This is a genomic window from Candidatus Palauibacter sp. (assembly GCF_965213655.1).
GTDB lineage: Bacteria > Gemmatimonadota > Gemmatimonadetes > Palauibacterales > Palauibacteraceae > Palauibacter.
Genome location: NZ_CBDBZT010000003.1, coordinates 1,274,666 through 1,301,661, shown reverse-complemented (window position 1 = coordinate 1,301,661; position 26,996 = coordinate 1,274,666). Strand labels below are relative to the sequence as shown.

Genomic DNA, 26,996 nt, shown 5'->3' with positions numbered 1-26,996 from the left:
TCTCAAGGAGCCATGTGATGCCGCACGCGACACGGACCCTTTCTTTCGTCCGGAGATGTTCCGTTCTGCCGGCCCTCGTGCTGCTCTCCGCCGCCGGCCTGGCGGGACAGAACGGCGAATCCGTTGCGACGGCGCGCCACGTCCAGGCAGATGCGCCGGGCGACGATGGCGCCGAGGTCACCTTCAGTCGCGATATCGCGCCGATTCTGCAGCGGGCCTGCGTCCGCTGTCACCGGGACAACGGTGTCGCCCCCATGGCGCTGGTCACGTACGAGGACGTGCAGCCGTATGCGAGCATGATCGCCCGCCGCACGCAGATCCGGGACCGGGCCGGGGCCATGCCCCCTTGGTACGTCGAGAAGGACATCGGCATCCAGCACTTCAAGGACGACATGTCGCTCGACGAGTGGGAGATCGAGGCGCTCGACGCCTGGCGGCGGGCCGGCACCCCTAAGGGCGACCCGGCGGACCTCCCGCCGCCGCTCGTGTTCGATGACGACATCCTGTGGTCCGCGGGCGAACCGGATCTAATCGTGCGGCTGCCCGAAGTTCTCGTGAAGGGAGATGCCCCGGACTGGTGGGGCGACATCGAGAGCATCCCCACCGGCCTGACCGAGGACCGCTGGGTGAAGTCCGTCGAAATCCGCGAGGTAAACGACGTGCCCCAGCGGCGAGATGGGGAACACGGGGGACGGCATACGGTCGGCGGCCGCTTCGTCGTGCACCACATGATCTGGAGCACGCGCGTCATCGAGGGCCAGGAGACGGGCCCCGGCTCGCGCCGCGCCTCCTCGGACACCGGCTGGCCCGTGCACGAGGTCGGCCGCGAACCCGACATCTTCGACGAAGAAGCGGGCCGGCTCCTGCGGGCGGGCTCATCGGTGGTCTCGAACTCCGTCCACCTCCATTCCAACGGGCGCGATACGAAGGCCCACCTGGAGATTGGGTTCCGCTTCCATCCGCCGGATTACGAGCCGAAATACAGGCGGACGATCCTCGGACTCGGAAACGGAAGCGACATCGACATCCGGCCCGGCGTGGCGGGGCAGGAACTGCACGCCTACAAGGTGCTGGACCAGCACACGAAGCTCGTGACCTTCGAGCCGCACCTTCACGCCCCCGGCATGCGCATGTGCCTCGAGGCGATCTGGGGCTTCAACGTCGAGACGCTGAACTGCGTCGGCTACGATCACAACTGGGTGCGCGGCTACACCTACGCGCAGGACCACCAGCCGCTCCTCCCGAAGGGGACGGTCCTCCACATCATCGGCTACATGGACACCTCCGAGGCGAACCGGAACGTGCCCGACACCCGCAACTGGCAAGGCTCGGGGAACCGTTCGGTGGCGAACATGTTCATCGATCTCGGCATGCGGGTGGAGATGTCGGACGAACAGTTCGTGGAGGAGATGGCGATGCGCCGGCACCGCCTCGCGCTTGGACCCAACGACCACGTCGTGGGGTGTCCGCTGTGCATGGTCATCCCCGCCAACGGCGACATGAGCTACTTCGCCGACGCAGAGTGGGCCCACCCCGACGCCGCGGCCGAGGCCGAGTCCTCCGGCGAAGGCGAATCGGGGTCCGGGGACGGCCGCGACCCCGGCGAGCGCCGGGAACGGTAGTCGTGGCCGAACCGGTTTCCATGCCTCGGGTCGCGCGGCCCGGGGGCCGCACACTGCTGCTCGTCGCGTTTATCCTCGCCACATCCGCCGCGTCCTCAGGCGTGGTGGCCCAGACCTACGCGCGCGGCCAGAACGTGGCTCCGGCGTTCGAGGGCTGGGAGCAGAACGAGGACGGGTCGTTCAACTTCCTCTTCGGGTACATGAACCGGAACTGGCTCGAGGAGATCGACGTCCCCGTGGGCGAGGACAACACGTTCTCGCCGGGACTCGCCGACCGGGGGCAGCCGACCCATTTCCTCCCGCGCCGCAACCGCTTCGTATTCAAGGTCCGGGTGCCGGCGGACTGGGGCGATAAGGAGCTCGTGTGGACGCTCACGAGCCACGGCGTCACCGAGAAGGCGTACGCCTCGCTGCGTCCCGACTACATCGTGGACAACACGGTGATCATGTCGGAGACGGGCGCGCTGGGCGCCGGTTCCAGCAACGCCGAGATGCGCTCGAATGAGCCCCCGACGATCACGCTCGAGGGGGAGCGCACGCGAGAGGCCATCGTCGGCCAGCCGGTCACGGTGAGCGTGATCGTGGAGGATGACAGCCTCCTGAGGGCCTTCCGCCAGGGACCGCCGGATCCCCCGGAGACCGCCGAGGACTCCGCCCGCGTGGACTCGATCGCCAACGCGGTCCCCAGTTTCAGCGGCCGCCAGCTCCGACCTCCCTCGCGGGTGACGGTGCAGAAGGTGAATGGCCTCTTCATGTCGTGGTTCGTCTACCGCGGGGAGGGGGAGGTGACGTTCGACCCGCCACAGGTGAAGGTGTGGGAGGACACGCGCACGGGCGCGAACTCGCCGTGGGCGCCGCTCTGGAGGCCGCCGGACCTGCCGGAGGACGGCCGCTGGACGGTCACGGTGACGTTCTCGCGGCCCGGCACCTACATCCTCCGCGGCCGTGCCGACGATGGCGGCCTGTTCGCCGACGAGGAGATCACCGTCGTGGTGCGCCCCGCCGTCAGCTAACCGGCCTCGCCGGTCCCCGACCTCGACAGCTGTTCGTACTCCACGGCCTCGAGCGCCTGGAGCACGTGGACGGCTGCGCAGACCACGGCGCACATGAGGTCCAGGAGATGGCCATCCGACAGCCCGCGGTTGCCGGCATACACCAGCAGTCCGGCATTGGCGACCGAAACGCCCGCCGCGCGGACCCGACCCTGCGCCAGCTGGCCGAGACCCGGGACGAGGAAGCTCGCGATACCGGAGGCATGGCGCCTCATGCGGCTCTCTTTCGCCAGTAGCGGGCCAGGCCCCACCAGGAATCTCGCGCCCCGAAGGCGTTGACGTAGGTGTCCACCGGCTCTGCCGGCATGCGTGCGCGCAGGTCCTCCTCGACCCACGCCGCGAATGCTCGCGCCCGAGCCGGGTCGGCGGACGTATCCGGGTCCGCGGGATCCTCGTTCCCCAGCGACTCGCGCACGCGGCGGGTCCAACCTGCCAGCTGCTCCCGCAACTCGGCAAAATGCGCGGCAGGATCCTCGACCGCTCCGAAGTGGGTCGGAACGATGCGGCCCGGTGCCCACTCCATGATGCGGTCCATGGTCGCGTTCCACGCCTCGACGTCGACATCCGGCGGCGGGGTGACCGGGATCACGTCCCCCGGCGGGATGCGGATGCCGGCGTCGTCGCCGACCCAGGCCGTGCCCGTATCCTCCTCGTAGTAGGCGACGTGGTGCTTCGCGTGGCCGGGCGTGTAGGCGACGCGGAGCGTCCGATCCCCCAATCGGACCGAATCCCCCTCGTCCACTGCCGTGACGGACTCCGCGGGAACCGGGAGGAACTCGCCCCAGAGTGACTCCATCTGGTCGCCGTAGATGCGGCCGGCAGAGGCGAGAAGCCGTTCGGGCCGGATCATGTGGATCGCCCCCACGGGATGAACGTAGACCCGCGCCTCAGGCACGCGGCTCACGATCGTCCCGGCGGCGGTGGCGTGATCGAGGTGGATGTGAGACAGGAGGATGGTCCGCACGTCGGCGAGCTCGAACCCCGCCTCCCCGAGGCCCGCCTCCAGCGCCCCGAGGCAGGTTGTGGGCCCGGGATCCACGAGCGCGATCCCCTCGCTGGATTCCAGCACGCCGGTTCCGATGGCGAGCGCGTACCCCTGAAACTCCAGATCGATGATCGAGGTCCGCGCATCGAGGGTGTGAATCGTCATCCATTCTCCCTGGGGGCCGCGGGTCGCAATTCGATCCAGAGGCCGCCGGCGTTGCCGAGTACGATGTTGTCGGAGATCGACTCCGGCCCTCCACGTACAGTCAGGGACACGACCGGAGCGGACTCCGGGTCGGCCATCCAGAGGCGCGCGTCCACGATGTAGACGGTTCCGCCGCGAATCCCGAGGGCGCGCCCGTACAGGTGTTCGGGGTGCCGCGACGCGCCGCAGTCGCGGGCTCCGAAGGCGAGCAGGAGCCGCGTCAGGCGATCAGGATCCTCCACCATCACCCACACCGCCTGGAGCCCCTCGGCACCGTTCGTGTGTGCCTCCGCGCCGGACCGCTCCACGTCTTCCGTTTCCGGTCCGACGATGAGCAGGGCATGCAGGGGATGTCCCCGCGGGAAGCCCGCCCGGCTGCCGGTCCCCGAGTGGGCGGCGGCCAACTCGGGTTCGATCTCCCCGGCGACTTCGAGGACCTCCGCCAGGTCCGGGGCAGCGAGCGCCAGATACGCCCCGCCTCCGCCATCGGCAATGAGGTCCCGGTAGCGTCCCGCTTCCGAGGCGCCCGGCGCATCGGTGCCGGGCGCGGTCTCCACCGTCCTCAGTTCGAGTCGCGTGCCGTCTGCGAAAGAGATCGCGGCCGTCGCAAGACCGTTCTCGCCCCGCGCCGGACTCCGGACGCGGAAACCGAACTCCTCGGTGAGGCGCTGCGCGAGGGCGGCGAGATCGTCGACGGCGACGGGGACGTGGTCGAGCCGCAGCGGGGAACCCGGGGCCACGCAAGCCTCCGAGGTTCCCTGTGCGCGCGCGATCGACGGCGCTCCGAGCAGGGCGCAGGCGGCCATCGCCAGCACGCCCCGCGCGCAGGCAGACGCCTTGCGGCGCCCGCGACACGACGCCGCTGTCGGCCGGGTCTCCGTAGTTGAGCGGTGGATCATGGCGGACAAGATGACGTGGTGGCCCCGAGGTCGATAGTTTGCCGGCCATGAAACGCCCGCGATCCGACGAACACGCCGACTATTATTCCATGTATATCGACCGCGTGCCGCACGACCGGCCTCTGGTCGACGTCCTCCGCGAAGCTCCCGCTACGCTGGAGGCGCTCCTCTCGAGCCTTCCCACAGAGCGCGAGCACTTCGCTTACGAGACCGGAAAGTGGACGCTTCGCGAAGTGCTGGGGCACGTGATCGATGCCGAGCGCCTCTTCTCATACCGGGTGCTGCACCTCGCGCGCGGGGACACCGCGGAGCTGCCGGGCATGGACCAGGACGAGTGGGCCGCGGCGTCGAACTCGGGCGAGAGGTCCGTGGCCGATCTGCTGGACGAGTTCCGGGGGCTGCGCGCGGCCAACGCGGCGCTCTTCGCGTCGTTCGATGAAGAGACGCTGTCCCGCCGCGGAACCGCGAGTGGCTTCGAGTTTACCGTCCGGGCCTTGATCCACATCATCGCCGGGCACGAACTTCACCACAGGGACGTGCTCCGGGAGCGGTATGTGGGCACTCCCGACGCGACCTGAGGAGATCGAGATGACCGAGATTACGCTCTTCTACCAACGCCCGGGCTGAACGAGTTGCAAACGCACCCGTGCGGTGTTCGATGAGACTGGGGCAGCGATCGCGGAGGAAAGGTCGGCGACGAAGACTCCGCTGAGCGATGAAGAGGTGAGGGAATTGCTGGCGGCCGCCGAGCGGGTGGTCATCGCCCGGGGCAGAAGCCGCCGCGATCTGGACCCCGCCGAGACCGAACTCGACGCCCTGAAGGGTCCCACGGGCAAATACCGTGCGCCGATCGTGCTGGCGGACACCACGCTGCTGGTCGGTTTCAACGCCGAGGCGCTCGCGGAACTTTGAGGCCGGTTCCCGAAGCTGGGTATCCGAATCCTAGCGGGCGGCTTGGACCGTGAAGCCGAAGTCGCCCTGACGCTCGAGGGCAACAAGGAGCTGTTGGGGCTGTGGGTGGGCGGACATCCTCGTGTCGCTCCGGTTCGTCGGTCGCCAGGGATCCGGCCGAGACGGCGCTGCGCGATTATCCGCCCGAGATCATGGCTCGCCACATGACCTCGTAGTCGCCGTTCGCGAGCCTCTCGCTCACCTCCAGCACGACGACGCTCGGGTCGTCCTCTTTCGCGGCCGCCGGCTTGAGGTCAAGGGGCTCGTCCCCCTTCGGCAGGAGCCGGACGGACGTCCCGGCCATCTGGGGCGCCTCCGTGAACCAGAGCGTGACCGTCTCGGGGCTCGCGCTCATCGTCTCGCCCTTCTTCGGATACGACTCCTTCAGAGAGAGGTGGGCGCAGACGTAGATGCCCGCCGTCGCCAGCACGGCGGTCGCCACGACGACTGCCCGGTCTCGAATCCATCTGCCCATCTGACTTCGTCCCGATCCTGGTACGCTTCTGCATTGACCCGAGGTCGAACGACTGCGTATCGACCGCTTGCCTCCGAGGACACCTTCCAAATGCTACCCGTTCAACCACGCGTGGCAAACTCCTCCAGGTTGGACAGGGCTGCCGGCTTGACTCGTTCTCCCCCCTAACTCAGCTTGATGCCCTGATCTGGAGTGCCCTGCGACGGCACTCGGAATACTCTAGCGGCATAGCTGTGAAGCTGACCTCTCCTCAACAGCCGCGGGATCCTCACCGGTTCGGCGTTTTGGTCATCGTCCTCCTTCAGGCCGTGGCGTTCGCCGTCCTGCCGGCGGCGGATGCGGTGCTTGAAGCCGGAGCCACGAGCGCCGTCGCGCACTTCGAAGGGGAAGACAGCGAGCACTGCGACACCGGGCACAGCCACCTGTTGTGCCAGTTGTCTCGCACGGTTTCGCTGGGGTTCCCCCCTCTGTTTCTGATCGACCTACCGCTGGCATTCGAGACCAGCCCCGACACCCCGGCCGCCACCGCCTGGCATCGCCGCCCGATTCCGCCCGGCGGGAGCGGTCCCAGGGCCCCTCCCCGCGCCTGACCCGCTGCCGGGCAGATCGTCCCGGAAGCCCCCCACCGCCCCATGGGCGGCGGATCGCAAGTCTCCCGAAACACACGTTACCCGCTGAAGCATTTCAGCGAGACGCACCGCGCTCCTCGAAGCAGGAGTGGTCTTCGGTGGGTCTCGAAAGGCTGTGCATGGTGATAAGGCGTCTGGCCGGTTTCATCCCGGCCGTTCTGGCAATGGCTCTTGGAGCCGTCGGTTCGTCCGCGCAGGTTGAGCACGCGGGCGAGATCGAGGGTGTCGTACAGGATGGCGACTCCAAGGAGCCTCTCGCCGGCGCCCTCGTCTCCGTCGCAGCGGCGGGTGGCATGGCGGTCTCGCACGGTGACGGCACATTCCACATCCGGGTGCCGGGCCTGCGCATCTACGCGGTACGGGTCGAACGACTGGGCTACCGCACGGTTTCGCTGGAAGTGGATGCATCGCGGGAGGAGATCGTGGTGGTGGAGATGGAAGCCAATCCCATCTCCCTGCCGGACCTCGTGGTCACCGGATCGGTCGTGGCGCGCGCGGTGAACGAAGTGTTGCGCCCAACGAGCGTGTTCGCGGGAGAAGATCTGCAACGTCGCCTGGCCGGAACCCTGGCGGAGACGCTGTCCTCCGAGCCCGGACTGGCGGTGAGCAGCATGGGGCCCGGCTCCGCGCATCCGGTGATCCGGGGCCTGAGCGGAGACCGAATCCTGATGCTCGAGGACGGGGAGCGGGTCGGCGACGAGTTTGCGAGCGGGCCCGACCACGCCACGGCGCTCGACGCATCGTCGGCGCGTCGCGTCGAGGTGATCCGCGGACCGGGTGCGATCCTGTACGGCAGCAACGCGTTGGGGGGCGTCATCAACGTCGTCCGCGATGACGTGCCCTCATCGGTGCCGCACCACCTCACGGGCGCGTTCACCCTTCAGGGACAGAGCGTCAGCAACGCGGCGAGCGGAAGCCTGAATCTCACCTATGGCCTGACGGACCACATTCCCGTGCGGCTGGAACTCTCGCGCCGCAGCAGCGGCGACCTCGAGACCCCGGTCGGATCCCTGGAGAATACCAGCACGGATATTCGGGAGCTTTCCGGCGGCACCTCGTGGGTGGGCGACTGGGGCCATGCCGGCGCCACCTTCCGCTACTACGGCAACGACTACGGCATCCCCGGCGGCTTCGTCGGAGGTCACGAGGCCGGGGTTCGCGTGGAGATGGAGCGGACCGCGACAAGGCTGCGCAGCGTGCTCCGGCCCCGAGCGGTCTTCGAGAGCATCGAGATCGACGCGGGACACACCTGGTACGAGCACAGGGAGATCGAACCCCCCGACATTCTGGGAACGCTCTTCGAGCGGCAGACGGTGAGCGGTGAGATCCTGGCACGCCACGGCGGCTGGGGCCCTTTTTCCTCGGGAGGAGTGGGGACGCGGACTTCCTGGGAGGACTTCGGATTCGGCGGCTCACTCTTCACGCCGAACTCCACGCATACCTCCTTTGCCGTGTTCGCGCTGGAAGAGGTCGATCTGAATCCGATACGCCTGGAAGCGGGCCTTCGCTACGACTGGGCACGCGTGCGGCCCGACCGGGAAGATCCCACATCCGAAATCGGCCATATCCGGGAGAGGTCTTTCGGCGCGGCATCCGGATCATTCGGGGCTCTGGCGCAACTGACGCGGAGCCTCACGGTGGGCGCTACCGTCGCCCGGGCCTTCCGCACCCCCAGCGTCAACGAACTCTTCTCGGAGGGTCCTCATCTGGCGGCCTACGCCTTCGAGGTGGGAAACCCGTCGCTCGAGATGGAGCGCGGGACCGGTATCGACCTGTTCGTCCGGCTGACCGGGAATCGGTTGAACGCCGAGATGACGTGGTTCCACAATGCCATTGCGGACTACGTCTTTCCACTCGAAACCGGCGAGCTGAGCCGCGTGCGGCTGCCGATCTTCCAGTTCCAGGGAGAAGACGCGGTGCTCACCGGATTCGAGAGCGCGCTCGAGTGGGCGATGGTCGGGGATCTGACTGTGGAGGCGGTGGCTTCGTACGTCCGGGGCAGGATCAAGGCGACCGACGAACCGCTTCCCCTGATCCCGCCGCTGCAGGGGCGCTTCGCCATCGGCTACGCGCCTCGCAACTGGTTCGTCGAAGCCGAAACACGGGTTGCGGCTCGTCAGGACAGGACGGGTCCCTTCGAGAGCCCGACCGATGGATATGCGGTTTTCGATCTCTCCGCCGGCATACGGGTCACGGTCATGGGGCGGCTGAACGTGATCACGGTACGGGGTGAGAATCTTGGCAACACTGTATACAGAAACCACTTGTCGCGCGTGAAGGAGATCATGCCCCAGGCGGGGAGGTCCATCACCGTGGCATATCGCGTAGTCTTCTAGAACACAACGAGGTGAAGAGAAATGGAACACTTCAAGCCCAAAGTGCCGCTTGCCCTGCTGACCGCGGGACTCCTGGTACTTGCCGCGTGCGGTGACAGTGCCACCGAGCCGGCTGACGATCACGATGATCACGGCGCAGAAGTCGAGGGCGTGATCCTGTCGCTGAGCGGCCAGAACATTGCAGCCTATGATGGAGAGACCGGACAGTGGACGGGAGAACTGGAGGTTGAGCCCGGCGAGGAAACCGCCCATATCGGCGTCATGTTCGTGGACCACAACGCACAGGCGGTTCCGCTCGACGATGACTTCTACCTCCAGGTGGACGTTGCGAACGAGTCCGTCGCCGAGTTCGAGCAGGACACCCCCGGTGAGTTCGGAGGACACCTGCACGGAGGGATGGAGGGCGATACCGAGATCACCTTCAGCCTGATGCACGGCGCGGTCGGGTCGGGACACGCGGATTTCGTCACCGAACCACTGCACGTGCATGTGCACGAGCACGACGACGGCTAGCACGGCTCAGCCCGTCGCAGGAGTCCCGCAAACCCTCCCCGGGGCGATTCTCCGGGGAGGGTTTGTTTTTTCCGGCAAGGCAGGCTCACCCGCGATCCGCGTCGCTTGACCGCCGGATTGGGCGCGGCTCATGTTCAGCATCCGTGTGCCGCCACCCGTCCGCGGCCGCGTCGACTGTCTCCCGTTGAACCGAGGTCTCGATGAGCAACGCACGCGCCACAGCCACCGCGCCGCCGTCCGTGTTCCGCCCTTTCCCCCTCCTGCTCGCGCTCGGCGTCGCCTTGGCGGGCTGCGCGGAGGGTGGCGGAAGCCCGGCGAATGACGCGGAGTGGAAGCACATCGCCGGCAACGACATGGGCCAGCGCTATTCGGCCCTCGACCAGATCGACGCGGAGAACTTCGACCAGCTCGAAGTCGCCTGGGTATGGGACGGGTCGGACTACCCGGCGGTGAACGCGCGCGCCACGCCCATCTACGTGGACGGGATGTTGATCTCGGTGGCAGGCGAGAAGCGGCACACGTACGCCATCGACGCCGGCACCGGAGAGAAGATCTGGGAGTACGTCGAACCCGAGACGTTCCGCTGGGAATACTCGATGCGGAAGAATCACGGGAAGGGTGTCGCGTACGGGGAGATCGATGGCCGCGCGGTCGTCTACATGGTGAGCCCCGCCTTCTTCCTGCACGCGCTGTGGGCGGACACGGGCGAACATGTGGAGGGATTCGGCGGACCCGTCGGCGTCCCCGGTTTCCCGGAGTCCGGCGTCGTGGATCTGCTCGCCGGGCTGGGGCATGAATTCGATCCGTACGACGGGATCCCGCTCGAGACCGGCTACATCACGAGTTCATCGCCTGCGATCGTCGTCAACGGCGTCATCGTGGTCGGAAACTCGGCCGAGCAGGGCTACAACCAGTCGCGACGCGAGAACGTCCCCGGCGACATCCTGGGCTACGACGCGCGCACCGGCGACTTCATGTGGAAGTTCAACGTCCTCCCGGGTCCGGGCGAGTTCGGGCACGAGACGTGGGAGAACGACGCCTGGTCGTGGACGGGCGATATCTCCTCGTGGGCGCCGCTCTCGGCGGACCAGGAGCGGGGGATCGTCTACGTCCCCACCAACGGGGCCACGATGGATTTCTGGGGCGGCTTCCGTCCGGGAGACAACCTGTTTTCTACGAGCCTGATCGCGCTCGATGTGCAAACAGGAGAACGGGTTTGGCACTATCAGCTCGTGCACCACGACATATGGAACTACGACACGCCGCAGATCCCGCTGCTGATGGACGTAACGGTGGATGGCGAGGACATTCCGGCGGTCGTACAGGTCACGAAGCAGGCCTTCGCGTATGCCTTCAACCGGGAGACGGGCGAGCCGATCTGGCCCATTGAGGAGCGGCCGGTGCCGGAAGGTCTCATGCCGGGGGAGGCGCTCTCGCCGACGCAGCCGTTCCCGACCAGGCCGGCGCCGTACGACATGCAGGGGCTGACGCACGACGACCTGATCGACTTCACGCCGGAGTTGCGGGAGGCCGCGATCGAAGCGCTCGATGACTACGTGATCGGGCCGCTGTTCACGCCGCCGCTGCACCGGGACAACGACCTCGGCAAGGTGGCCTCGATGTGGTGTCCGGGAGATGTCGGGGGGACGAACATCGACGGAACGCCGGCCGCGGATCCGGAGACGGGCATCCTGTACGTGACCTCACAGAAGGGGTGCGGGTCGCGCATCATGGTGCCCGGCGAGGAGCGCGACGCGCGGGAGCCCGCCCAGACGGGGACGACGATCACGAAGTTCGCCGTCGGGGGGTTCGCGGGTGTCCGGCGGGTGCAGGGCCTCCCGCTCTTCAAGCCCCCGTACAGCCGGATCACGGCGATCGACATGAACACGGGCGAGCACCTGTGGTGGATTCCGGTAGGAGACACGCCGGACGGCGTGCTGGAGCACGACGCGCTCCAGGGCATGGAGATCCCGAATACGGGGACCGGGCGGCAGGCGGCGCAGATCGTCACGAGCACGATCCTCATGTACACGGGCGAGGGAAGCGACGGGACGTCCTACCTGTTCGCCGTGGACAAGGCGACGGGCGAGCGGCTGGGGCAGGTGGAGCTTCCGGCGCAGCCGCGCTACGGGATGATGACGTACATGCACGATGGAAAGCAGCACGTCGTCATCCAGGCGCCGAACACGCTGATGGCGTTGCGTCTGGCTGATTGATCGCGGGCCCTTAGCGGCTCGGGTTGGCGCCGATGGTGGCGCCTCGCGACATTGCGGCATGAGGTATCTCTGCATGACACGCGTCCGGGTCTCGACGACCTGGCTCGCCGCGGGTCTGCTCGCCGCTCTGGCCTCGTGGCCGTGGGTCGTGGCGCCCCTCGCGGCCCAGACAGTCAACGGCATCGTGCGGGAGACGGATGGCGGCCCGCTGATCTCCGGCGGGTTCATCAGCCTCCTGAACGCAGCGGACGAGGCGGTTCAGGCCGACTTCACGGCGGCGGACGGGGCGTTCTCGCTGCGGGCGCCCGGACCGGGCACGTACCGGATCCAGGTGAAGCGCATCGGTTATACCGACTGGGTCACCGAGCCCTACCAACTGACCGCGGGGCAGCGGCTGGCGTTGACCATCGAAGTCCCTCCGCGTCCGGTGCAGCTCGGCGACATCCGGGTGGCAGTGACCAGTTCGTGCCTCGACGACCCGAGCCAGGGAGCCGAACTCTCCACGGTGTGGGAGGAGGCGCGAAAGGCGCTCGAGACGGCGGTGTGGGCCGAGGATCGGGGCGAGGTGACGTTCACGCTGACCGAGTACCAGCGCACGCTCGAACCCGAGAGCCTCGCGACGCTCGAGTCGGAGAGTCGCACGCGGCGGCATGTGCGCCTGCCCCCCTTCCGGAGCCTGCCCGCCTCCCGCCTCGAGGATGCCGGCTATGCGATTGTGACGCCGGATTCCTCCACCTTCTACGCGCCGGACGCGACGGTCCTCCTGTCTCCGGAGTTCAGGGATACGCACTGCTTCGGCCTGCGGCGGGACGTGGTCGAAGACGAGTCGATGCTGGGGATCACATTCCGTCCGCGAGACAGCCGCGATGTGGTCGAGATCGAGGGGACGCTGTGGCTGGCCGAGGAGAGCGCTGCGCTCAGGCGCGTACAGGTCCAGTACCGAAACGTCCCGCTGCCGCTACGCGCGAGGCGAGCTCTGGTCGGCGCGGATCTCACCTTCGACCGGCTCCCCGACGGTCCGTTCTACGTCCGCGACTGGTGGATCCGCTTCCCCATCGGAGGCCGTTCGCGGCGCATCGGCCGAGCGGGCCTGTCCACGCCTCCGGCGGCCATCCTCGTGGGGTACCGGCAGGTCGGCGGCACCGTGTCGGACGCTTTCGTGGGCGGGGTCTCGTTCGAGGTCGGGGAGGGTGTCGTCGCCGGGCTCGTCCGCGACAGCGCGAGCGGCGAGCCGCTCGCCGGTGCGGACGTCGTCATTCGAGACTGGGACGACGCGGCGGCCTTCGCCCCCCGTCCCGATCCCTCGAGTACGCCGTTCAGCGCGATCACCGACGAGACCGGCGCGTTTCAGATCGCGGGGCTGCCGGATGGGACCTGGGCCGTGAGCGTGGATCACCCGCAGTTGCGGGCGGCCGGCGTGCGGCTGAACGAGTCCCGCGTGGTCGTCGACGATCGGACCAGCGACCCGGTGGAGCTGTGGACGCCTTCCAGCGACACGCTGTTCGAGCGCGTCTGTCCCGGCGAATCACCCCGTGGGAGCGCGGGCGCCGTGGTCGGGTTCGCGCGCGAGGCCGACACTGGGATCCCGGCACCGAACGTCGAGGTCGAGGTCGTGTGGCGGGTGCGCCGGCTTCAGGGCTCGGGTCGTAGCGCTATCGTCTCCGAACAGTCGGAGTACGCCGGCGGGGAATCCGACGAGCGAGGCAGGTTCGCGATCTGCGGCGTCCCCCTCGGCGAGCCGGTCTTGCTCCGGCCGCGGGGCGCTGACGAGGGCGTGGAGCTCGAACTCGTGACGCGCCTTGCGTGGCGCGACGTCTTCGTTCCCGAGGATCAGTCCGTGGAGGGCCGCCGCGACTTCAGGTAGTCGAGGAGAAGGTTCGACATCGCGCGCATTCCGATCGGGATCGAGGCGTCGTCCGCGCGGAAGTCGGGTGTGTGGTGGCCCCCCGAGCCCAGTTCCGGGTTCACCGAACCCAGCCGGTAGAAGAACCCGGGCACCTCGTTCGCGAAGTAGGCGAAGTCCTCGCCTCCCATGGTGGGATCGATGACGAAGACGTTCTCCTCGCCGACGACCTTCGCCAGCGTCGGGGCCATCTGCGCCGTGAGGTCGCGGTCGTTGATCGTTGCCGGCGTGCCCCGGTCGTAGTCGAGCACGTAGCTACCGCCGCCCGCCCGCGTGATCCCGTCGAGGATCTCGTCCATGCGGCGCTCGACGGCGTCCCGTACGTCCGGGTTGTAGGTCCGAACCGTACCCTCGAGCCACATCTCCATCGGGATGATGTTGAAGCGCTCGCCGCCCCGCATGATGCCGACCGTAATCACGCTCGGCTCGAGCGGGGACAGGCTGCGCGACCGGATGGTCTGGAAGGCGGTGACGGCCTGAGAGGCCATGACGACGGGGTCGATGCTCGTGTGCGGCTGCGCGCCGTGCGCCTGCCGGCCGATGATCCGGATCTTGAAGTGGTCGACGGCGGCCAGGGCGGGGCCCGGTGTATAGCCGAGCGTTCCCACGTCCATCGACGAGAACGTGTGGAGTCCGAAGATCGCGGAGGGGACGACGCCTTCCAGCGCGCCTTCGCGAACCATGAGATCCGCGCCGCCTTCCTCACCGGGGGGCGGTCCCTCCTCCGCCGGCTGGAAGATGAACTTGATCGTGCCGGGGATCTGGTCGCGCATCGATGCGAGGACCGAGGCGACACCGAGTTGCACCGCGGTGTGGACGTCGTGGCCGCAGGCGTGACTCACGCCGACTTCCTGGCCGCCGTACTCGGTGCGGACCGTGGAGGCGAAGGAATACCCCGTGTTCTCGGTGACTGGGAGCGCGTCCATGTCGGCGCGCACGGCGACCACGTCGCCGGGGAGGCCACCTTTGAGAATGCCGATCACGCCGGTGTGCGCGACCCCCTCGATGACTTCGTCGAAGCCCAGTTCCCGCAGGTGTTCCGCGACCATGGCGGCGGTCTCGAACTCGCGGTTCCCGAGCTCGGGGAACTTGTGGATCTGGTGACGCATCTCGACGATCTCGGCGATCACGTCGTCGATTGCCGCGTCCACGGCGGGATCCTGCCCCGCCAGCGGGGTGGCGAGGGCTGTGGCGAGGAGCGAAACAGTCCAAAGGGTGCGATGCGTGCGCATGTTCTGTCCTGGTTGCGGATTCACATGGGTCGGCCGACGGGCCCAGGGCCCGAACGGGGCGATGAAGCTTGTCCCTCGCGGGCGGCGGAGGCAACGGCGGGCGGCTGGCGGTGCCGAGGGCCCGGCGCGAGACTTGACCCGCACAGGGGTGGTCCGCTTTGAGAGGTGTTTCGTGCACAGAAGAATCCGCCATCACGTCGGTCGGGGTTTCGCCGCGTTCCTGCTGTTCGCGGGGCTCGGGGGGCTGGCTTCCTGCACCGTGTTCACCGTTCGGCCGGGCGGGGGCGATCCCGTCCCCACGCCCATCGTGGCGCCCGCCCGGGAGCCGGGGGCGGGTCCGCAGATCACGACGAGCGGCGACATCGGAGCGCCATCGCGGCGCCCGCGGGACTTCGCGATTGCATCCCTGCACGAACTCCTCCGGCTTCAGGACTCGCATCATCGGCAGCACGGCGAGTACTCCAGGTTTCTCGAGGACCTGGGCTTTCGCGGAAACCCGGTCGTGAGCGTTCGAGTCCTGCGAGCGACCCGCGACGGATGGTCGGCCGTCGCGCGGGTGAGGGAGGCCAGGCTGGAATGCGCCATTTACCAGGGGCGCGTGTCGACGCCGCGTCCTTACGCGACCCGGGCGGGCGAGGCGGCCTGCTCCCCGTGATCTCGCCAACGCCAACCCCGACCTGACCTCCGTCCCGTCCCCCGCTTGCGTCCTTCGCTCATCTCGTGCGTCTTACAGAGCGGAGGACGACGCCGGAAGACGAACTTCGAGCCTCAACTCAGGAGCCTGTGCCATGCGATTGCAACTTGCCCTCAACGTGAGGGACATCGACGAGGCGGTGGACTACTACGGAAAACTCTTCGGCGCGACGCCGCACAAGCGCCGCCCGGGGTACGCGAACTTCGCCATCGACGAGCCGCCTCTGAAGCTCGTGCTGATCGAGAAGGCGGGCGCGGAGGAGCGCCTGAACCACATGGGTGTGGAGGTGTTCGACGGTGCGCAGGTCCGCGAGGCCGGCGACCGGTTGGAGGAGGCCGACATCTTGACGGCGGTGGAGGAGGAGACCGTGTGTTGCCACGCGACGCAGACGAAAGTCTGGTCTCATGAGCCGCAGGGCCTCCGCTGGGAGTGGTACGTGGTCACGGACGACGCGCCGGATGGCGAGGCGCTGATCGCCCCGGCGGCTGAGGTCTGTGCCACGGACTCCGAGGATTGCTGTGCCTGAGGTGGCGTCCGGAGAGGCCATGCCCGCTTGGTCGGAGTTCCGGACACGTCTGCGGCGCTACGTGGCCGGTCGCGTCGATCCGTCATGGGTGGACGATGTGACGGGGGACATCCTCCTGCGGCTGCTGCGACGACAGGGCAGTCTCGCGGCGGCCCGGGACCCGTTGGCCTGGACCTACAGGGTCGCGGCCAACGTCATCGCCGACCACCACCGGCGTCGCTCCGTCGAGCTTCGCGCCCTCGAACATCTGGGGGCGGAGGCCGCGGGGCCGGATCCGGCCCCGGACGAGAAGGACCACGAAGCCCTCCGGCGCGATGTGGAGGCGTGTCTGCTGCCGTTCGCGCTGGAGCTGCCGCCGAAGTACGCCGAAGCGCTGCTGCTGACCTCCTTTCGGGGAGTCAGCCAGGTCGAGGCCGCGCGCCGCCTTGGCTTGAGCGTCTCGGGCATGAAGTCCCGCGTCCAGCGCGCGCGGACGATGCTCAAGCGGCGACTCCTGGACTGCTGCGACTTCGAGCTGGACCGGCGGGGGGGCGTGATCGACATGCGGCCCCGCGGCGCGTCTGAAGAGCCGGGGTCCACGGACGCCCGACGCCCGTCGACCGCTCGGTGAGAGTCGCCGTCGTCGGAGGTGGCGTCATCGGACTGTGCGTCGCGCACTACCTGGAACGCGGCGGCGCCGAGGTCGTCCTCGTCGAGCGCGATCGCGTGGGCGGCGGGTGTTCCGAGGGGAACGGCGGATGGGTCTGTCCGTCGATCTCCCGCCCGCTGCCGGCGCCGGGGCTGACGCTGACATCGCTGCGCTGGATGCTCCGTTCCGACAGCCCGCTCTACATCAAGCCGTCGGCCATGCCCCGGCTCATGGGCTGGCTGTGGGCCTTCCGCCGTCACTGTAACGCCGAGAGCTACCGGGCCGGGGTTGCCGCCCTCGCGGCGCTGAACGCGGCCACGGCCCGGCTGTACCGCGGCCTCGCGGAAGAGGGGATGGAGTTCGAGCGTGCCGAGAGCGGGACGATCCTGGCCTACGACGACGAGGGCGAACGCCGGCAGTCCGCGGAATTGCTCGCCAGACTGGGGGAGGAGCGGGTCGGGCCGGTTGACATGCTCGACCGCGACGCACTCAGGGAAGCGGAGCCGGATCTGGGCGGGGAACTGATCGGCCTGCGCATGCGGGGTGACACGCATGTGCGCCCCGAGTCGCTGTGCGCCGCACTGACCGCGAGTCTGCAGGCGCGCGGCGTGGTGATCAGGACGGGAATGCGCGTCGTCGGCTTCACGCGGGCAGGCCGTCAGTGCCGAGCCATGGTCGCCCGGAATCCCGGAGCCGGCGGGACGGACGGCGAGCGGGTGGAAGAGGTCAGCGCCGATGTCTTCGTGCTCGCCGCGGGGGCCGAGACGGCCGCTCTCGCGGCGACCCTCGGGCCGAAGCTTCCGGTGCAGGCGGGAAAAGGCTACAGCATCACCGTCCGCAACGCCCGGGTGCGACTCTCGCAGCCTCTGCACGTGACCCCGGCGAGGATCGGCTTCACCCCGTTTCGCGGGGCGGTACGCACGATCGGGACGATGGAGTTCTCCGGCATCAACCGGCGTCTCGACCGGCGCCGCATCGCGATTCTGGAGCGAGCCGCGCGGCGCTACCTGCCCGGGGCTCTGGACGGAACGGAGCGGGTCGACTGGGTGGGCATGCGGCCCGTGACGCCGGACGGACTCCCGGCCATCGGCTGGCTGCCGGGGCTCCGCAACGTGTGCGTAGCCACGGGACACCAGATGCTCGGCGTCACGCTCGCCCCCTCGACGGGGCATGCGGTGGCGCAACTCGTGCTCGAGGGCCGTTCGGATATCGATCTCGCGCCCTTCGATCCGGCGCGCTTCGCCTGACGTCGCGGGTCCCAAGCCCCGCGTGACCGTCGCGACCCGGGATCCGGGTTGACCGTTCGCGTTGCTCAACGGACACTGTGGGCACCCGAATTCCCCGTACCGAGGCCAGCCGAGTGAGCAAATTCGACGACCTGCGCGCGCACCTGCGAGCGATCCGCACGCTCACCAGGGGAGTGACGCAAGGTCTACCGGTACTCGAGGCGGCGGAGGATCCCTACGACCTGTTCAACGACTGGTTCCGGGACGCCAAGGCCTCCGGGCTGCTTCTGCCGGAGTCGATGGCGCTCGCCACGGCGACCGACGAAGGGCGGACTTCCGTGCGCATGGTCCTGCTCAAGGGAGTCGGCCCCGACGGCTTCCGCTTCTTCACGAACTACGGCAGTCGCAAGGCCGCGGAACTGGACGACAACCCGCACGCCTCGCTCTGCTTCCACTGGTCCGTGCTGGAGCGGCAGGTGCGCGTGGAAGGGCGGGTCGAGCGCCTCTCCACGGAAGACTCGGCGGCGTACTTCGCGACGCGCGATCGCGGGAGCCAGATCGGTGCGTGGGCTTCCGCACAGAGTTGTCCGATCACCGACCGCGCCGGGCTCGAAGCTCAGGTGGCGGAGGCCGAGGCCCGGTTCGAAGGGAGGGACGTGCCTGTGCCCGATTTCTGGGGTGGATACGTCCTCGTTCCCGACCGGATCGAGTTCTGGCAGGGGCGGGCGAACCGGCTGCACGACCGCCTCGAGTACACACCCAGCCACGCACCACACGACCGAAGCTGGAAGATCACCCGCCTGCAGCCGTGAGGGAGCGGCCCGGTGGACGCCGGTCGGGCCGCTAGCCCAGGAGCCCGAGTCCGGCCAGCACGACAAGCCCCACCGCGACGGGCACGATGAAGCGCATCACCGGACCCCACGCCGCGGTGACCCGGAAGCGCCCCGCCCCCTGGTTCGTCTCCGTCCGGAACCGTTCGAACCCCCAGCTGAAGGCGACGTAGAGGGAGATCGTGAGCCCGCCCACCGTGAGGAAGATGTTCCCTGACACATAGTCGGCCAGTTCGAACAGGCCGCGGCCGCCGAGTTGCACTGCGGTCCACGGTCCGCCTCCGAGCGCGAGCGGGACGCCCGCGAGGAGGATGACCCCGACCACGGTCCACAGCGATCGCCGGCGGCTCCAGCCCAGCGAATCCATGGCGCTCGCCGTGAGGGCCTCGAGCAGCGCGAGACCCGAGGTGAGCCCCGCAATGAACACGAAGAAGAAAAAGAACGCCGCGGCCACCTCGCCCGCCGGCAGACGGCCGAAGAGACCCGCCATCGTGATGAAGAGGAGGCCCGCGCCCTGGTCCGGCTCCATGCCGAAGGCGAAGAGGGCGGGGAACATGACGAGCCCGGCGAGGATCGCGGCGAGCGTGTCGCAGGCTACGATGGTGGCGGCGCTCCCGGGGATGTCGCTGTGACGCGGGTGCAGAAAGCTCCCGAACACGAACGCGCCCATCATCCCGACCCCGATGGAATAGAAGGCCTGCCCGAGGGCCGCGAGCCACGTCTGCGGACCGATGGCCGAGAAGTCGGGCGAGAGATACCAGCGAACGCCCTCCCAGGCCCCGTCGAACTGGAGCGAGACGATCCCGAGTCCGATGAGGAAAATGAAAAGGACGGGCATCAGGAGTCGTGCCGCGCGCTCGATCCCCCGCCGCAGCCCCCGGGTGATGATGAGTCCCGCCAGCAGCATCACGGGGACCGTATAGGCGAGAACCTCTCCCGGGCGCGCGGTGAAGGCCGCGAACGACTCCGCCGCCGCCTGTACGCTTCCGGTGTCGTAGCCTCCTCGGAAAGCACGGACGAAGTAGGCTGCGATCCAGCCCATGATGAGCTGGTAGTACGACATGATGAGGAACGCGGCGCCAATGCCGAGCCAGCCGATCACGCGGAACGGGCTTCGTCCCGCGAGCCTTCGCATCCCGGCCAGCGGCGTTGCCTGGGCGCGGCGGCCGAGGCTGATCTCGGCGGTGAACAGCGGGATCCCGATCAGGACCGCGAGCAGGACATAGATGAGGAGGAAGGCGCCCCCCCCGTTCTCGCCCGCCAGGTACGGGAATCTCCAGATGTTCCCGAGCCCTACCGAGAACCCGGTGGTGGCGAGAATGAAGCCCAGTGGGCTCCCCCAGCGTTCGCGCGGCGTACTCATCTTCCAACAGTTGCCGGGGGGCGCGGTTCCGTCCAGAGTAGGGTCCCAGGGGAAAGGTGCCGGATGCCCGAAACGTGTCGTCCGTGAAATACGATCTGCAGACGCTCCGCGGCGACCTCTTCGGAGGCGCGACGTCGGCGGTGGTCGCGCTCCCGGTGTCGCTCGCCTTCGGCGTTGCGTCGGGCCTCGGCGCGGCCGCCGGGCTCTACGGCGCGATCGCCGTCGGCTTCTTCGCGGCCATTTTCGGCGGCAACCGGTTCCAGATGTCCGGCCCCACCCCTTCAATGACGGTCGCGATGGCGGTCGTCGTGACCACGCATGCGTCCACGCTGAGCGAGGCCTTCACCGTGGTGGTGCTGGCGGGGCTGATACAGATCGCGTTGGGTCTGTTGAAGACCGGCCGCTTCGTCGTCTACACGCCGCACGCCGTCATCTCGGGGTTCATGTCCGGGATCGGCGTCATCGTCATGCTCATCCAGACGCTGCCGTTCCTGGGCGCCGCTCCGGCGGAGGGCGGTCCCATCGGCGCCATGCGGGCGCTGCCGGCGGCCGTGGCGAACATGAACGGCAACGCGCTCGCCATCGGCGCCGTCACACTCGCGGCCGGCATCTTCTGGCCGCGGCGGTGGTCACGCCTGCTGCCGGGTCCCCTCGTCGCCCTCATCGTCGGAACGGCGCTTGGCCTGTTCTGGCTGACGGACGTGCCCATCATAGGTGCCATCCCGACCGGCTTGCCGGAGATCCAGTTCGGTCTGCCGTCCTTCGGTTTTCTGGCCCGGGCCTTTCAGGCGGCGCTCATCCTCGCCCTCCTCGGCTCGGTCGACAGCCTTCTCACGTCGCTCGTGGCCGACTCGCTGACCGGCACGCAGCACGACTCGAACCGCGAACTCGTCGGCCAGGGCATCGGCAACGTCGTCTCCGGCCTGTTCGGAGGGTTGCCGGGCGCGGGTGCGACGCTGGGCACGGTCGTGAACATCCGCGCCGGCGGCCTCACGCGGGTGTCAGGGGCCCTGCGTGCGATCTTCCTGCTGGGGGTTCTGCTGGGTCTGGGGCCGGCTCTGGAACCGATTCCGCACGCCGTACTGGCCGGCATCCTGCTCAAGGTCGGGTGGGACATCATCGACTGGCCCCTACTGGTCCGCATCCACCGCCTCCGCCGCGACCAACTCTTCGTCATGGTGCTGACGCTCGGCCTGACCGTGTTCGTCGACCTCGTGACCGCAGTCGCGATCGGTCTCATCGTCGCGGGGATGGCTCACGCACGGCAGCTGGAGGGCCTTGAACTCGACAACGTCCTCTCGGTCCCGCTGCTCGACCGCACGTTCTTCGCCGGACTCGAGGGCGCGGACGCGATGGGCGAATATTCGGCCAGGGTCGGCCTCGTGCAGCTAAGGGGCGCCTTCACCGTCGCGTCTTCCCACAAGCTGGTCGGCGTCATCGGAAAGGACGTCAAGGACCACGAGGTCGTCATCTTCGACTTCTCCGCCGCGACCTACGTGGATGACAGCGCCGCCATGCTCATCAGGCAGCTTATGGACGTGGCGGAGAGCGAAGACACCGAGGTCATCGTCCTGTCGGTTTCCGGAGCCGTACACAAGACGCTGCGCGCGCTCGACATCCTGTCGGGCGTGCCCGAGCAGCATATCGTCGAAACGAGGGATGAGGCTCGCGAGGTGGCGCTGGACCTGCTCAGCCCCCGAAACTGAGACGGGGGAGAGGTCTAACCCTCCTCGTCAGGAGGACTTCGACATGCTCAGGATTCTCTTCGGCGTCGCCGTGTTCTCCGGTGTTCTCGGCACGAGCTACGGCCTCGAAGCGCAGGACAGGCCGCTGGCGGCCGACTTTCCGGAGGTGTACCGCGTGGGCGGCTTCGACGCGCCGGAATGGGCGGAGTTCAGCACGCCCCCGCAGGTGAGCTTCGACGCGGCGGGCCGCCTGTACGCCCTGGACACCTCCGCGGGTCACGTCGTCGTGATCGACTTGGCCGGATCGCTGGTTCGCATCGTTGGTGGCCCCGGGGAAGGGCCGGGAGAGTTCAACCAGCCCGGGGCCTTCGTCGTCTGGCGGAACGGGCGTCTGGCCGTCGCCGACATGGGCCACAACGCCTATCAGGTATTCGGCCCGGACGGCGAGTTCGAGCGGTTTGTCCGCATGGGAAGCGGTGACGACTTGCTGGGCGGCGTGACCAACATGCGCTTTGGACTGCGACCCGATCCGGGTGCGCTGGCCGTCGTGGCCCAGGGGGCCCCGTCGCGCCTGGGCGCGCTCACGGACCTCTTCAGTGAGTTTACTGGAGGGGATGATACGGCTGACGCGGGGAAGGTGGATGAGAGGGGACTCGAGCGGCTCGATCTCGTTGGCGAAGAGGTGGTCGCCGAGAAGATCCTCGAGGGCTGGCGACCCCCCGACGCCGGGGACGAGGCGGAAGCGATATCCCTGTCCGACCTGGCGGACGGTTCGGCGATCGTCAGCATGGCGTTGGGTGACGAGAAGTGGTTCGAGCCGAGCCTGCTCTGGGATGTCCTGCCGGACGGCGGGATCATCTACGCCGACTCCAGCGCCTACAGGATCAGAGTGACGGATCGCACTGGCCGGGTCATGCGAAGCCTGACGCGTCCGTTGGCTCCAAGGCCCGTGACCCGACGGATCCAGTCGGCCGTGCGCGAGCACGAACTGCGAAACCTGGAGGAAGGGGGAGGTGGGGGCTTCTTCGGGGGGTTGGCGGCCGCCGCGGCGGAGGGGGAGTCTTCCCCCATGGTCCAGCAAATGAGGGAAGCGGCTCGGGAGGAGATCGAAAACCGCGAGTTCTTCGAGGAGATTCCCGTCCTTTCCGCACTGCGGTCAACGGCGGAAGGCACGCTCTGGGTTCAGCGGCGCGGAGAAGAGCCGTGGGACACCGCCGGTCCCATCGACGTGATGCGTGCGGATGGAGATTACGTTGGGACGTTCACGGTCGGCGCCACGGAGATGCCGGACGCGTTCGGACCGGACGGCCTCGTCGCCTTCATTGAACTCGACGAACTCGACATCCCCAGCATCGTCGTCCGGAGGTTGCCCGCCGAGGTCCGCTGATCCGTCAGCGGGGCAGGCCGATCCCCGCGGAGAGCGTCACCCCGCTGGCGGAATACCCGTAGTCGAGCAGGACATCGGGGATCTCCTGCGTCCACTCGGTTACGGAGCGCGCGTAGCCAAAGCGCACGTCGACCAGCCAGCCCATGTCGAGCAGAAAGCCGATGCCGACCGTCGTCGGCCACCGTGCGCGCTGTTCACGTCGCTCTCCCCGTTCTCCGTTCTCCGGGTTGACGCCGCTGGTGGCGACTTCGCTCCACATCCGGCGGATCCCGCCGAACACGTAGCCCTGGGCCGCGCCGCCCCCGGCATTGAATCCCAGGAGCACGTTGCCCCCGACTCCGAACCGGTCGCGCAGGTCCCACTCGCCGGGCCATACGTCGTGCGGTTGGCCGTTCGGGGTGGGCTCGATCGTACCCTCGATCTTCCCCTGGCTGGCGATCACTCCCTCGAGTTCAAGGCCCGCGAGCAGAGGGCCAAGAAACCGCCTGCGCAGGCCGATCGAGGGGTTCACGGCGAAGGTCGGACCGGAGGCTGTCGTTGCGCTCTCGCTCGACCCGCCGCCCGCCGTCACCCGCTTGGAGTGCTCCGCTGAAAGCCACCCGACCTCGGGCGTCACGCGAAGGAGGATCTCGTCCTGGGCCTGCGCCGTGGCGGGCGCCAGCAGGCAGGCGGCGAGACCGACGAGGGTTGCGAGTCCGGAGGACCGGATCACCGGGACGCCGAGCTCCCGGTCACGGCGACGACACCGCAGTTGGTGAGGAGGCGCTGCGCGTCCGCTTTTCCGGAGTCGGAGGGTCCGAGCTGGTTCTCGCCCTGTTCCTCCTCGTCGTCGAGCCCGGCCACGAGGCCAATGTCGTGGTCCGCCACGCGCGAGGCGACGACGCGAATATGCGTGTTTCCCGTGGCGGGATTGTCGAACACGCTCGCCGTCAGGATGTCGTGATGGGCGGCACCGGTGAAGAGTTCCTGCACGACGCCGGACGTCTGCCTGCGCGCGCGGACGAAGCCGGCCTCGAGGTTGCCGTCCTCGATCGTGTAATCCATGAGGTTCAGTTGCGCGACCGCGCACCGGTAGGCGGTCTCCAGCCCGGACGGGGCGACGCCCTGGAAGGAGACGGGCGCGGTTGAACAGCCCGCGAGCAGCAGCACAAGGAGCGGGACGGCACGGCGGGTGGTTCGATTCATGGTTCTCCAATCTTCGTGAGGGCCGTCCGCCGCGCCAGCGGAGTCTACGCACGCGGGTTGCACAGAGCCCGGAGCCTGGGCGACCATGGAAGCATGGCCCGTCGAACCCGTTCCCCGACTCTCCGTACCGTCGCCACGATTGCGGTGACGCTTCCGAGCCTGCTCGCCGCGGGTGCCTGCGGACCGCAGGCCGGCACGGTCCCGACCGGGGGCCCCCCCAAGGTTCTGCTCATCGGTATCGACGGCGTGCGCCCGGATGTGCTCGCGGACGTGCCGACCCCGGTGATGGATTCCCTCGCCGCCAGCGGGTGGTACACGGCGGACACGCGCACGACGACCCCATCCGTGAGCGGTCCCGCCTGGTCTTCGATCCTCACCGGCGTGTGGCCGGAGAAACACGGTGTGCTGGATAACGGTTTCGAGGGGCGGCGATACGCGGAGTACCCGGGTTTCCTCACCCGCGTCGAAGGCGATCGTCCGACCCTCGGCACGTTCGCGGCTCTCGACTGGATGCCCCTCGCATCGCTCGAAGGGGGCGGCCCGGTACTCTCTGGCGCGATCGACACGCTGTTCGCCGTGGACGGGTACGACCTCGGGTGGGCGGAGGCGGACAGCGTCGTCGCGGCGCGCGCGGCGGAACATCTTGCGGCGGCAGATCCCGATGCAGCCTTCGTATACCTGGGCAATCCGGATGAGACGAGTCACCGGCACGGATCGATCGGAGACGAATACCGCGACGCGATCGCCCTCTCGGATCGCCACGTCGGTTGGCTGATGGAGGCCCTTCGGGCCCGGCCCTCGTACGCGGAGGAAGACTGGCTCGTGCTCATCAGCACGGACCACGGCCGGCGCGAAGACGGCGGCCACGGCGGGGACTCGCCGGAAGAGATGACGATTTTCATCCTCGCCAGCGGCGTGGCAACCCAAAGCTGGCCTGCGGCGGGATCCGGCCCCACCTACATCGTGGATGTCCCGGTCACGGCGCTCGATCACCTCGGCATGGAGGTCGACCCCGACGCCGGACTCGACGGGAAACCGCTCTCCCGGGGCCCCAGCGGCCCCTGAACGCGAACCGCCAGGCCTACGCGTCGTCCTCCGATTCAGCGGAGAGCAGTTCGTAGAGAACCACGCTCTCGACGCCCAGTTCGTCCCTGAACACACCGAGTGCACGGCCCCCCGCGACATCGAGAATCCGGACCCGCTCCGGTAGCTGGACTTCGCCGAGCCAGCGCCCGTCGTCCGCGAGAATCGAATAGAGGGTTACGCCGTTGAGTGCAGCATCGGCGGTCCAGTGCCCGAGCCAGACGCGGCCTTCCCGGTCGCCGAAGAGCTGGCTCACCAGGGGAAGAGGCTCGTCCGGTACCAGTTCGTAGTCGGCGAAGACGCGCGCCACCATCTCTTCGAACTCCGCCTCGGACTGGATCTGCGGGTTCACCGTGCGGAGTCGGATCCTCAGCGAGGTGGTGAACGCCCGCCAGTCCTCTTCGTCGGGGTAGGCTGGTGCCCGATGCCACCGCACGATCTGGTGGATCGTCCCGTTGGAGTTGCGCCACACGATCTCGGGCGTGTCGTCCCGCAGGTACACGAACCTTCCCCGCGAGACAGTCACCACCCCGCCCGGCATGAAGGGATTCCTCGGTCCATCTTCCGGCGATGACGGAACCCAGTCGTACGCCGCGACCGTGTCGAGCACACCGGCGTCCATGTCGAAGCGGACCATGTGCCCCTGAAGCCACGGCTCCCGGAAGCCGCGCCGGTAACTCCCGCTCGTCATCAGAGCCTGCCCTTCGGCGTTCAGGCCCTCCACCCTCAGACTCCGGTTCAGGAAGCGCGTATCCACTTCGCGGACCGCTGCGCCGCCGACGAACAGCGTAAGGCGCGCATGCCCGAAATCTTCGAGAAGCAGGGTGTCGCCCCCGGCGGGCAGGAGTCCGCCGACCATGTCGATGTCGCCGGGTCCGTCTCCGGGACCCGCGAGAAGTCCCCGGAAGGTCCCGTCCGATTCGAGCAGGACGATTTCCCGATTGAAAGCGTCGGCCACGGCGGCGCTGCCGTCCGAGAGCAGCACACCCCTCCAGATGCTCTGAAAGGCGTAGTCTTCGAGTCCGGCGCCGTACCTGTAGAGCGGCGGCGACGAGAAGGTGAAGGGGCTGGCGGGCTCCGGCGCCGTCTCGTATTCGACGATTCGGATCCCGGCACTGTCGCGGACGGACGGTCCCGATGGGGGCGGTGAATCCGCCTCGCACGCGGTCGCGGCACCGGTCAGAATGCAGGACAGCAGCCCCGCTGTGGCGCGGCGGTTCATGCGGCCTCCTCAAGCCAATCGAACGGTCGTCTGTGGGGTCGACACGCTGAAGTCCCCGAACCGTTGCGCGCACGCCGGCGCGGCTTCCGCCCGAACGCTGGCGGGAGATACCGATGTCGCGCCAGTTTGGGGCAGGGAAGACTCACATCA

26 protein-coding genes are annotated in these 26,996 nt (G+C 68.3%); 17 read left to right on the top strand and 9 right to left on the bottom strand.

The window, feature by feature from the left end:
- The first annotated feature begins 17 nt into the window (after window positions 1-17).
- Together ACOOGH_RS08040 and ACOOGH_RS08035 are read left to right on the top strand one after the other, a co-directional pair.
- Window positions 18-1,622 carry a hypothetical protein gene (locus ACOOGH_RS08040; protein ID WP_420448422.1) on the top strand — a complete coding sequence of 535 codons (1,605 nt, stop codon included), beginning with the start codon at window positions 18-20 and terminating at the stop codon, window positions 1,620-1,622.
- Window positions 1,623-1,624: 2 nt separating this feature from the next.
- The gene (locus ACOOGH_RS08035) at window positions 1,625-2,635 is read left to right on the top strand and encodes a hypothetical protein (RefSeq protein WP_420448421.1); all 1,011 of its coding nucleotides are present in this window, start codon (window positions 1,625-1,627) and stop codon (window positions 2,633-2,635) included.
- Here the strand turns inward: ACOOGH_RS08035 and ACOOGH_RS08030 are convergent.
- From ACOOGH_RS08030 to ACOOGH_RS08020, 3 genes are read right to left on the bottom strand one after another with little or no spacing between them, the layout of a single operon-like run.
- Window positions 2,632-2,889, bottom strand: coding sequence for a hypothetical protein (locus tag ACOOGH_RS08030; protein ID WP_420448420.1), 258 nt, complete (start codon window positions 2,887-2,889; stop codon window positions 2,632-2,634). The two genes, ACOOGH_RS08035 and ACOOGH_RS08030, sit on opposite strands and share 4 nt — an antisense overlap.
- Window positions 2,886-3,824 carry an MBL fold metallo-hydrolase gene (locus ACOOGH_RS08025; protein ID WP_420448419.1) on the bottom strand — a complete coding sequence of 313 codons (939 nt, stop codon included), beginning with the start codon at window positions 3,822-3,824 and terminating at the stop codon, window positions 2,886-2,888. The genes ACOOGH_RS08030 and ACOOGH_RS08025 overlap by 4 nt, the downstream gene beginning before the upstream one ends.
- Window positions 3,821-4,603 (bottom strand): VOC family protein, encoded by a 783-nt coding sequence (locus ACOOGH_RS08020; RefSeq protein WP_420448418.1) that lies wholly within the window; start codon window positions 4,601-4,603, stop codon window positions 3,821-3,823. Before ACOOGH_RS08020 ends, ACOOGH_RS08025 begins: the two co-directional genes overlap by 4 nt.
- A 206-nt stretch (window positions 4,604-4,809) precedes the next feature.
- On the opposite strand from ACOOGH_RS08020, the gene ACOOGH_RS08015 reads away from it, so the two are divergent.
- Complete coding sequence (locus ACOOGH_RS08015) at window positions 4,810-5,340, top strand: DinB family protein (RefSeq protein WP_420448417.1); 531 nt, start codon at window positions 4,810-4,812, stop codon at window positions 5,338-5,340.
- Between the two features lie 145 nt (window positions 5,341-5,485).
- Complete coding sequence (locus ACOOGH_RS08010; RefSeq protein WP_420448416.1) at window positions 5,486-5,674, top strand: hypothetical protein; 189 nt, start codon at window positions 5,486-5,488, stop codon at window positions 5,672-5,674.
- A 175-nt stretch (window positions 5,675-5,849) separates the two neighbouring features.
- Here the strand turns inward: ACOOGH_RS08010 and ACOOGH_RS08005 are convergent, their stop codons facing one another.
- Window positions 5,850-6,188: a copper resistance CopC family protein gene (locus ACOOGH_RS08005; RefSeq protein ID WP_420448415.1), complete on the bottom strand. Its 339-nt coding sequence runs from the start codon at window positions 6,186-6,188 to the stop codon at window positions 5,850-5,852.
- A 233-nt stretch (window positions 6,189-6,421) separates the two neighbouring features.
- On the opposite strand from ACOOGH_RS08005, the gene ACOOGH_RS08000 reads away from it, so the two are divergent.
- From ACOOGH_RS08000 to ACOOGH_RS07980, 5 genes are all read left to right on the top strand, one after another.
- Complete coding sequence (locus ACOOGH_RS08000; RefSeq protein ID WP_420448414.1) at window positions 6,422-6,778, top strand: hypothetical protein; 357 nt, start codon at window positions 6,422-6,424, stop codon at window positions 6,776-6,778.
- 158 nt (window positions 6,779-6,936) lie between these two features.
- Window positions 6,937-9,153 carry a TonB-dependent receptor gene (locus ACOOGH_RS07995; RefSeq protein WP_420448413.1) on the top strand — a complete coding sequence of 739 codons (2,217 nt, stop codon included), beginning with the start codon at window positions 6,937-6,939 and terminating at the stop codon, window positions 9,151-9,153.
- 21 nt (window positions 9,154-9,174) lie between these two features.
- Entirely contained in the window at window positions 9,175-9,666 is a 492-nt protein-coding gene (locus ACOOGH_RS07990) for a hypothetical protein (protein WP_420448412.1), read from the top strand.
- Between the two features lie 200 nt (window positions 9,667-9,866).
- The gene (locus ACOOGH_RS07985; RefSeq protein WP_420448411.1) at window positions 9,867-11,882 is read left to right on the top strand and encodes a hypothetical protein; all 2,016 of its coding nucleotides are present in this window, start codon (window positions 9,867-9,869) and stop codon (window positions 11,880-11,882) included.
- Window positions 11,883-11,955: 73 nt separating this feature from the next.
- Window positions 11,956-13,746 (top strand): carboxypeptidase-like regulatory domain-containing protein, encoded by a 1,791-nt coding sequence (locus tag ACOOGH_RS07980; RefSeq protein WP_420448410.1) that lies wholly within the window; start codon window positions 11,956-11,958, stop codon window positions 13,744-13,746.
- Here ACOOGH_RS07980 and ACOOGH_RS07975 read toward each other — a convergent pair.
- Window positions 13,713-15,017: a M20 metallopeptidase family protein gene (locus ACOOGH_RS07975; RefSeq protein ID WP_420448409.1), complete on the bottom strand. Its 1,305-nt coding sequence runs from the start codon at window positions 15,015-15,017 to the stop codon at window positions 13,713-13,715. The two genes, ACOOGH_RS07980 and ACOOGH_RS07975, sit on opposite strands and share 34 nt — an antisense overlap.
- A 172-nt stretch (window positions 15,018-15,189) precedes the next feature.
- Between ACOOGH_RS07975 and ACOOGH_RS07970 the strand changes: the two genes are divergently transcribed.
- From ACOOGH_RS07970 to pdxH, 5 genes are all read left to right on the top strand, one after another.
- The gene (locus ACOOGH_RS07970; RefSeq protein WP_420448408.1) at window positions 15,190-15,672 is read left to right on the top strand and encodes a hypothetical protein; all 483 of its coding nucleotides are present in this window, start codon (window positions 15,190-15,192) and stop codon (window positions 15,670-15,672) included.
- A gap of 133 nt (window positions 15,673-15,805) precedes the next feature.
- Entirely contained in the window at window positions 15,806-16,237 is a 432-nt protein-coding gene (locus ACOOGH_RS07965) for an ArsI/CadI family heavy metal resistance metalloenzyme (RefSeq protein ID WP_420448407.1), read from the top strand.
- Between the two features lie 19 nt (window positions 16,238-16,256).
- Window positions 16,257-16,847 (top strand): sigma-70 family RNA polymerase sigma factor, encoded by a 591-nt coding sequence (locus ACOOGH_RS07960; protein ID WP_420448406.1) that lies wholly within the window; start codon window positions 16,257-16,259, stop codon window positions 16,845-16,847.
- On the top strand, window positions 16,844-18,112 hold the full coding sequence (locus ACOOGH_RS07955) for an NAD(P)/FAD-dependent oxidoreductase (RefSeq protein WP_420448405.1): 1,269 nt from the start codon (window positions 16,844-16,846) through the stop codon (window positions 18,110-18,112). Before ACOOGH_RS07960 ends, ACOOGH_RS07955 begins: the two co-directional genes overlap by 4 nt.
- A gap of 131 nt (window positions 18,113-18,243) precedes the next feature.
- Window positions 18,244-18,903 (top strand): pyridoxamine 5'-phosphate oxidase, encoded by a 660-nt coding sequence (pdxH, locus tag ACOOGH_RS07950; protein ID WP_420450090.1) that lies wholly within the window; start codon window positions 18,244-18,246, stop codon window positions 18,901-18,903.
- A 31-nt stretch (window positions 18,904-18,934) separates the two neighbouring features.
- Here the strand turns inward: pdxH and ACOOGH_RS07945 are convergent, their stop codons facing one another.
- Entirely contained in the window at window positions 18,935-20,284 is a 1,350-nt protein-coding gene (locus tag ACOOGH_RS07945) for a sodium-dependent transporter (protein ID WP_420448404.1), read from the bottom strand.
- Window positions 20,285-20,358: 74 nt separating this feature from the next.
- On the opposite strand from ACOOGH_RS07945, the gene ACOOGH_RS07940 reads away from it, so the two are divergent.
- Window positions 20,359-21,990, top strand: coding sequence for a SulP family inorganic anion transporter (locus ACOOGH_RS07940; protein ID WP_420448403.1), 1,632 nt, complete (start codon window positions 20,359-20,361; stop codon window positions 21,988-21,990).
- 43 nt (window positions 21,991-22,033) lie between these two features.
- Window positions 22,034-23,356 carry a hypothetical protein gene (locus ACOOGH_RS07935; protein ID WP_420448402.1) on the top strand — a complete coding sequence of 441 codons (1,323 nt, stop codon included), beginning with the start codon at window positions 22,034-22,036 and terminating at the stop codon, window positions 23,354-23,356.
- 4 nt (window positions 23,357-23,360) lie between these two features.
- Here the strand turns inward: ACOOGH_RS07935 and ACOOGH_RS07930 are convergent, their stop codons facing one another.
- Both ACOOGH_RS07930 and ACOOGH_RS07925 read right to left on the bottom strand, forming a co-directional pair.
- On the bottom strand, window positions 23,361-24,068 hold the full coding sequence (locus ACOOGH_RS07930) for a hypothetical protein (protein WP_420448401.1): 708 nt from the start codon (window positions 24,066-24,068) through the stop codon (window positions 23,361-23,363).
- On the bottom strand, window positions 24,065-24,541 hold the full coding sequence (locus tag ACOOGH_RS07925) for a hypothetical protein (protein WP_420448400.1): 477 nt from the start codon (window positions 24,539-24,541) through the stop codon (window positions 24,065-24,067). The genes ACOOGH_RS07930 and ACOOGH_RS07925 overlap by 4 nt, the downstream gene beginning before the upstream one ends.
- 144 nt (window positions 24,542-24,685) lie before the next feature.
- Here ACOOGH_RS07925 and ACOOGH_RS07920 point away from each other — a divergent pair, with 144 nt between their 5' ends.
- The gene (locus ACOOGH_RS07920; RefSeq protein ID WP_420448399.1) at window positions 24,686-25,606 is read left to right on the top strand and encodes an alkaline phosphatase family protein; all 921 of its coding nucleotides are present in this window, start codon (window positions 24,686-24,688) and stop codon (window positions 25,604-25,606) included.
- 16 nt (window positions 25,607-25,622) lie between these two features.
- Here the strand turns inward: ACOOGH_RS07920 and ACOOGH_RS07915 are convergent, their stop codons facing one another.
- On the bottom strand, window positions 25,623-26,846 hold the full coding sequence (locus tag ACOOGH_RS07915) for a hypothetical protein (RefSeq protein WP_420448398.1): 1,224 nt from the start codon (window positions 26,844-26,846) through the stop codon (window positions 25,623-25,625).
- Window positions 26,847-26,996 lie beyond the last annotated feature (150 nt).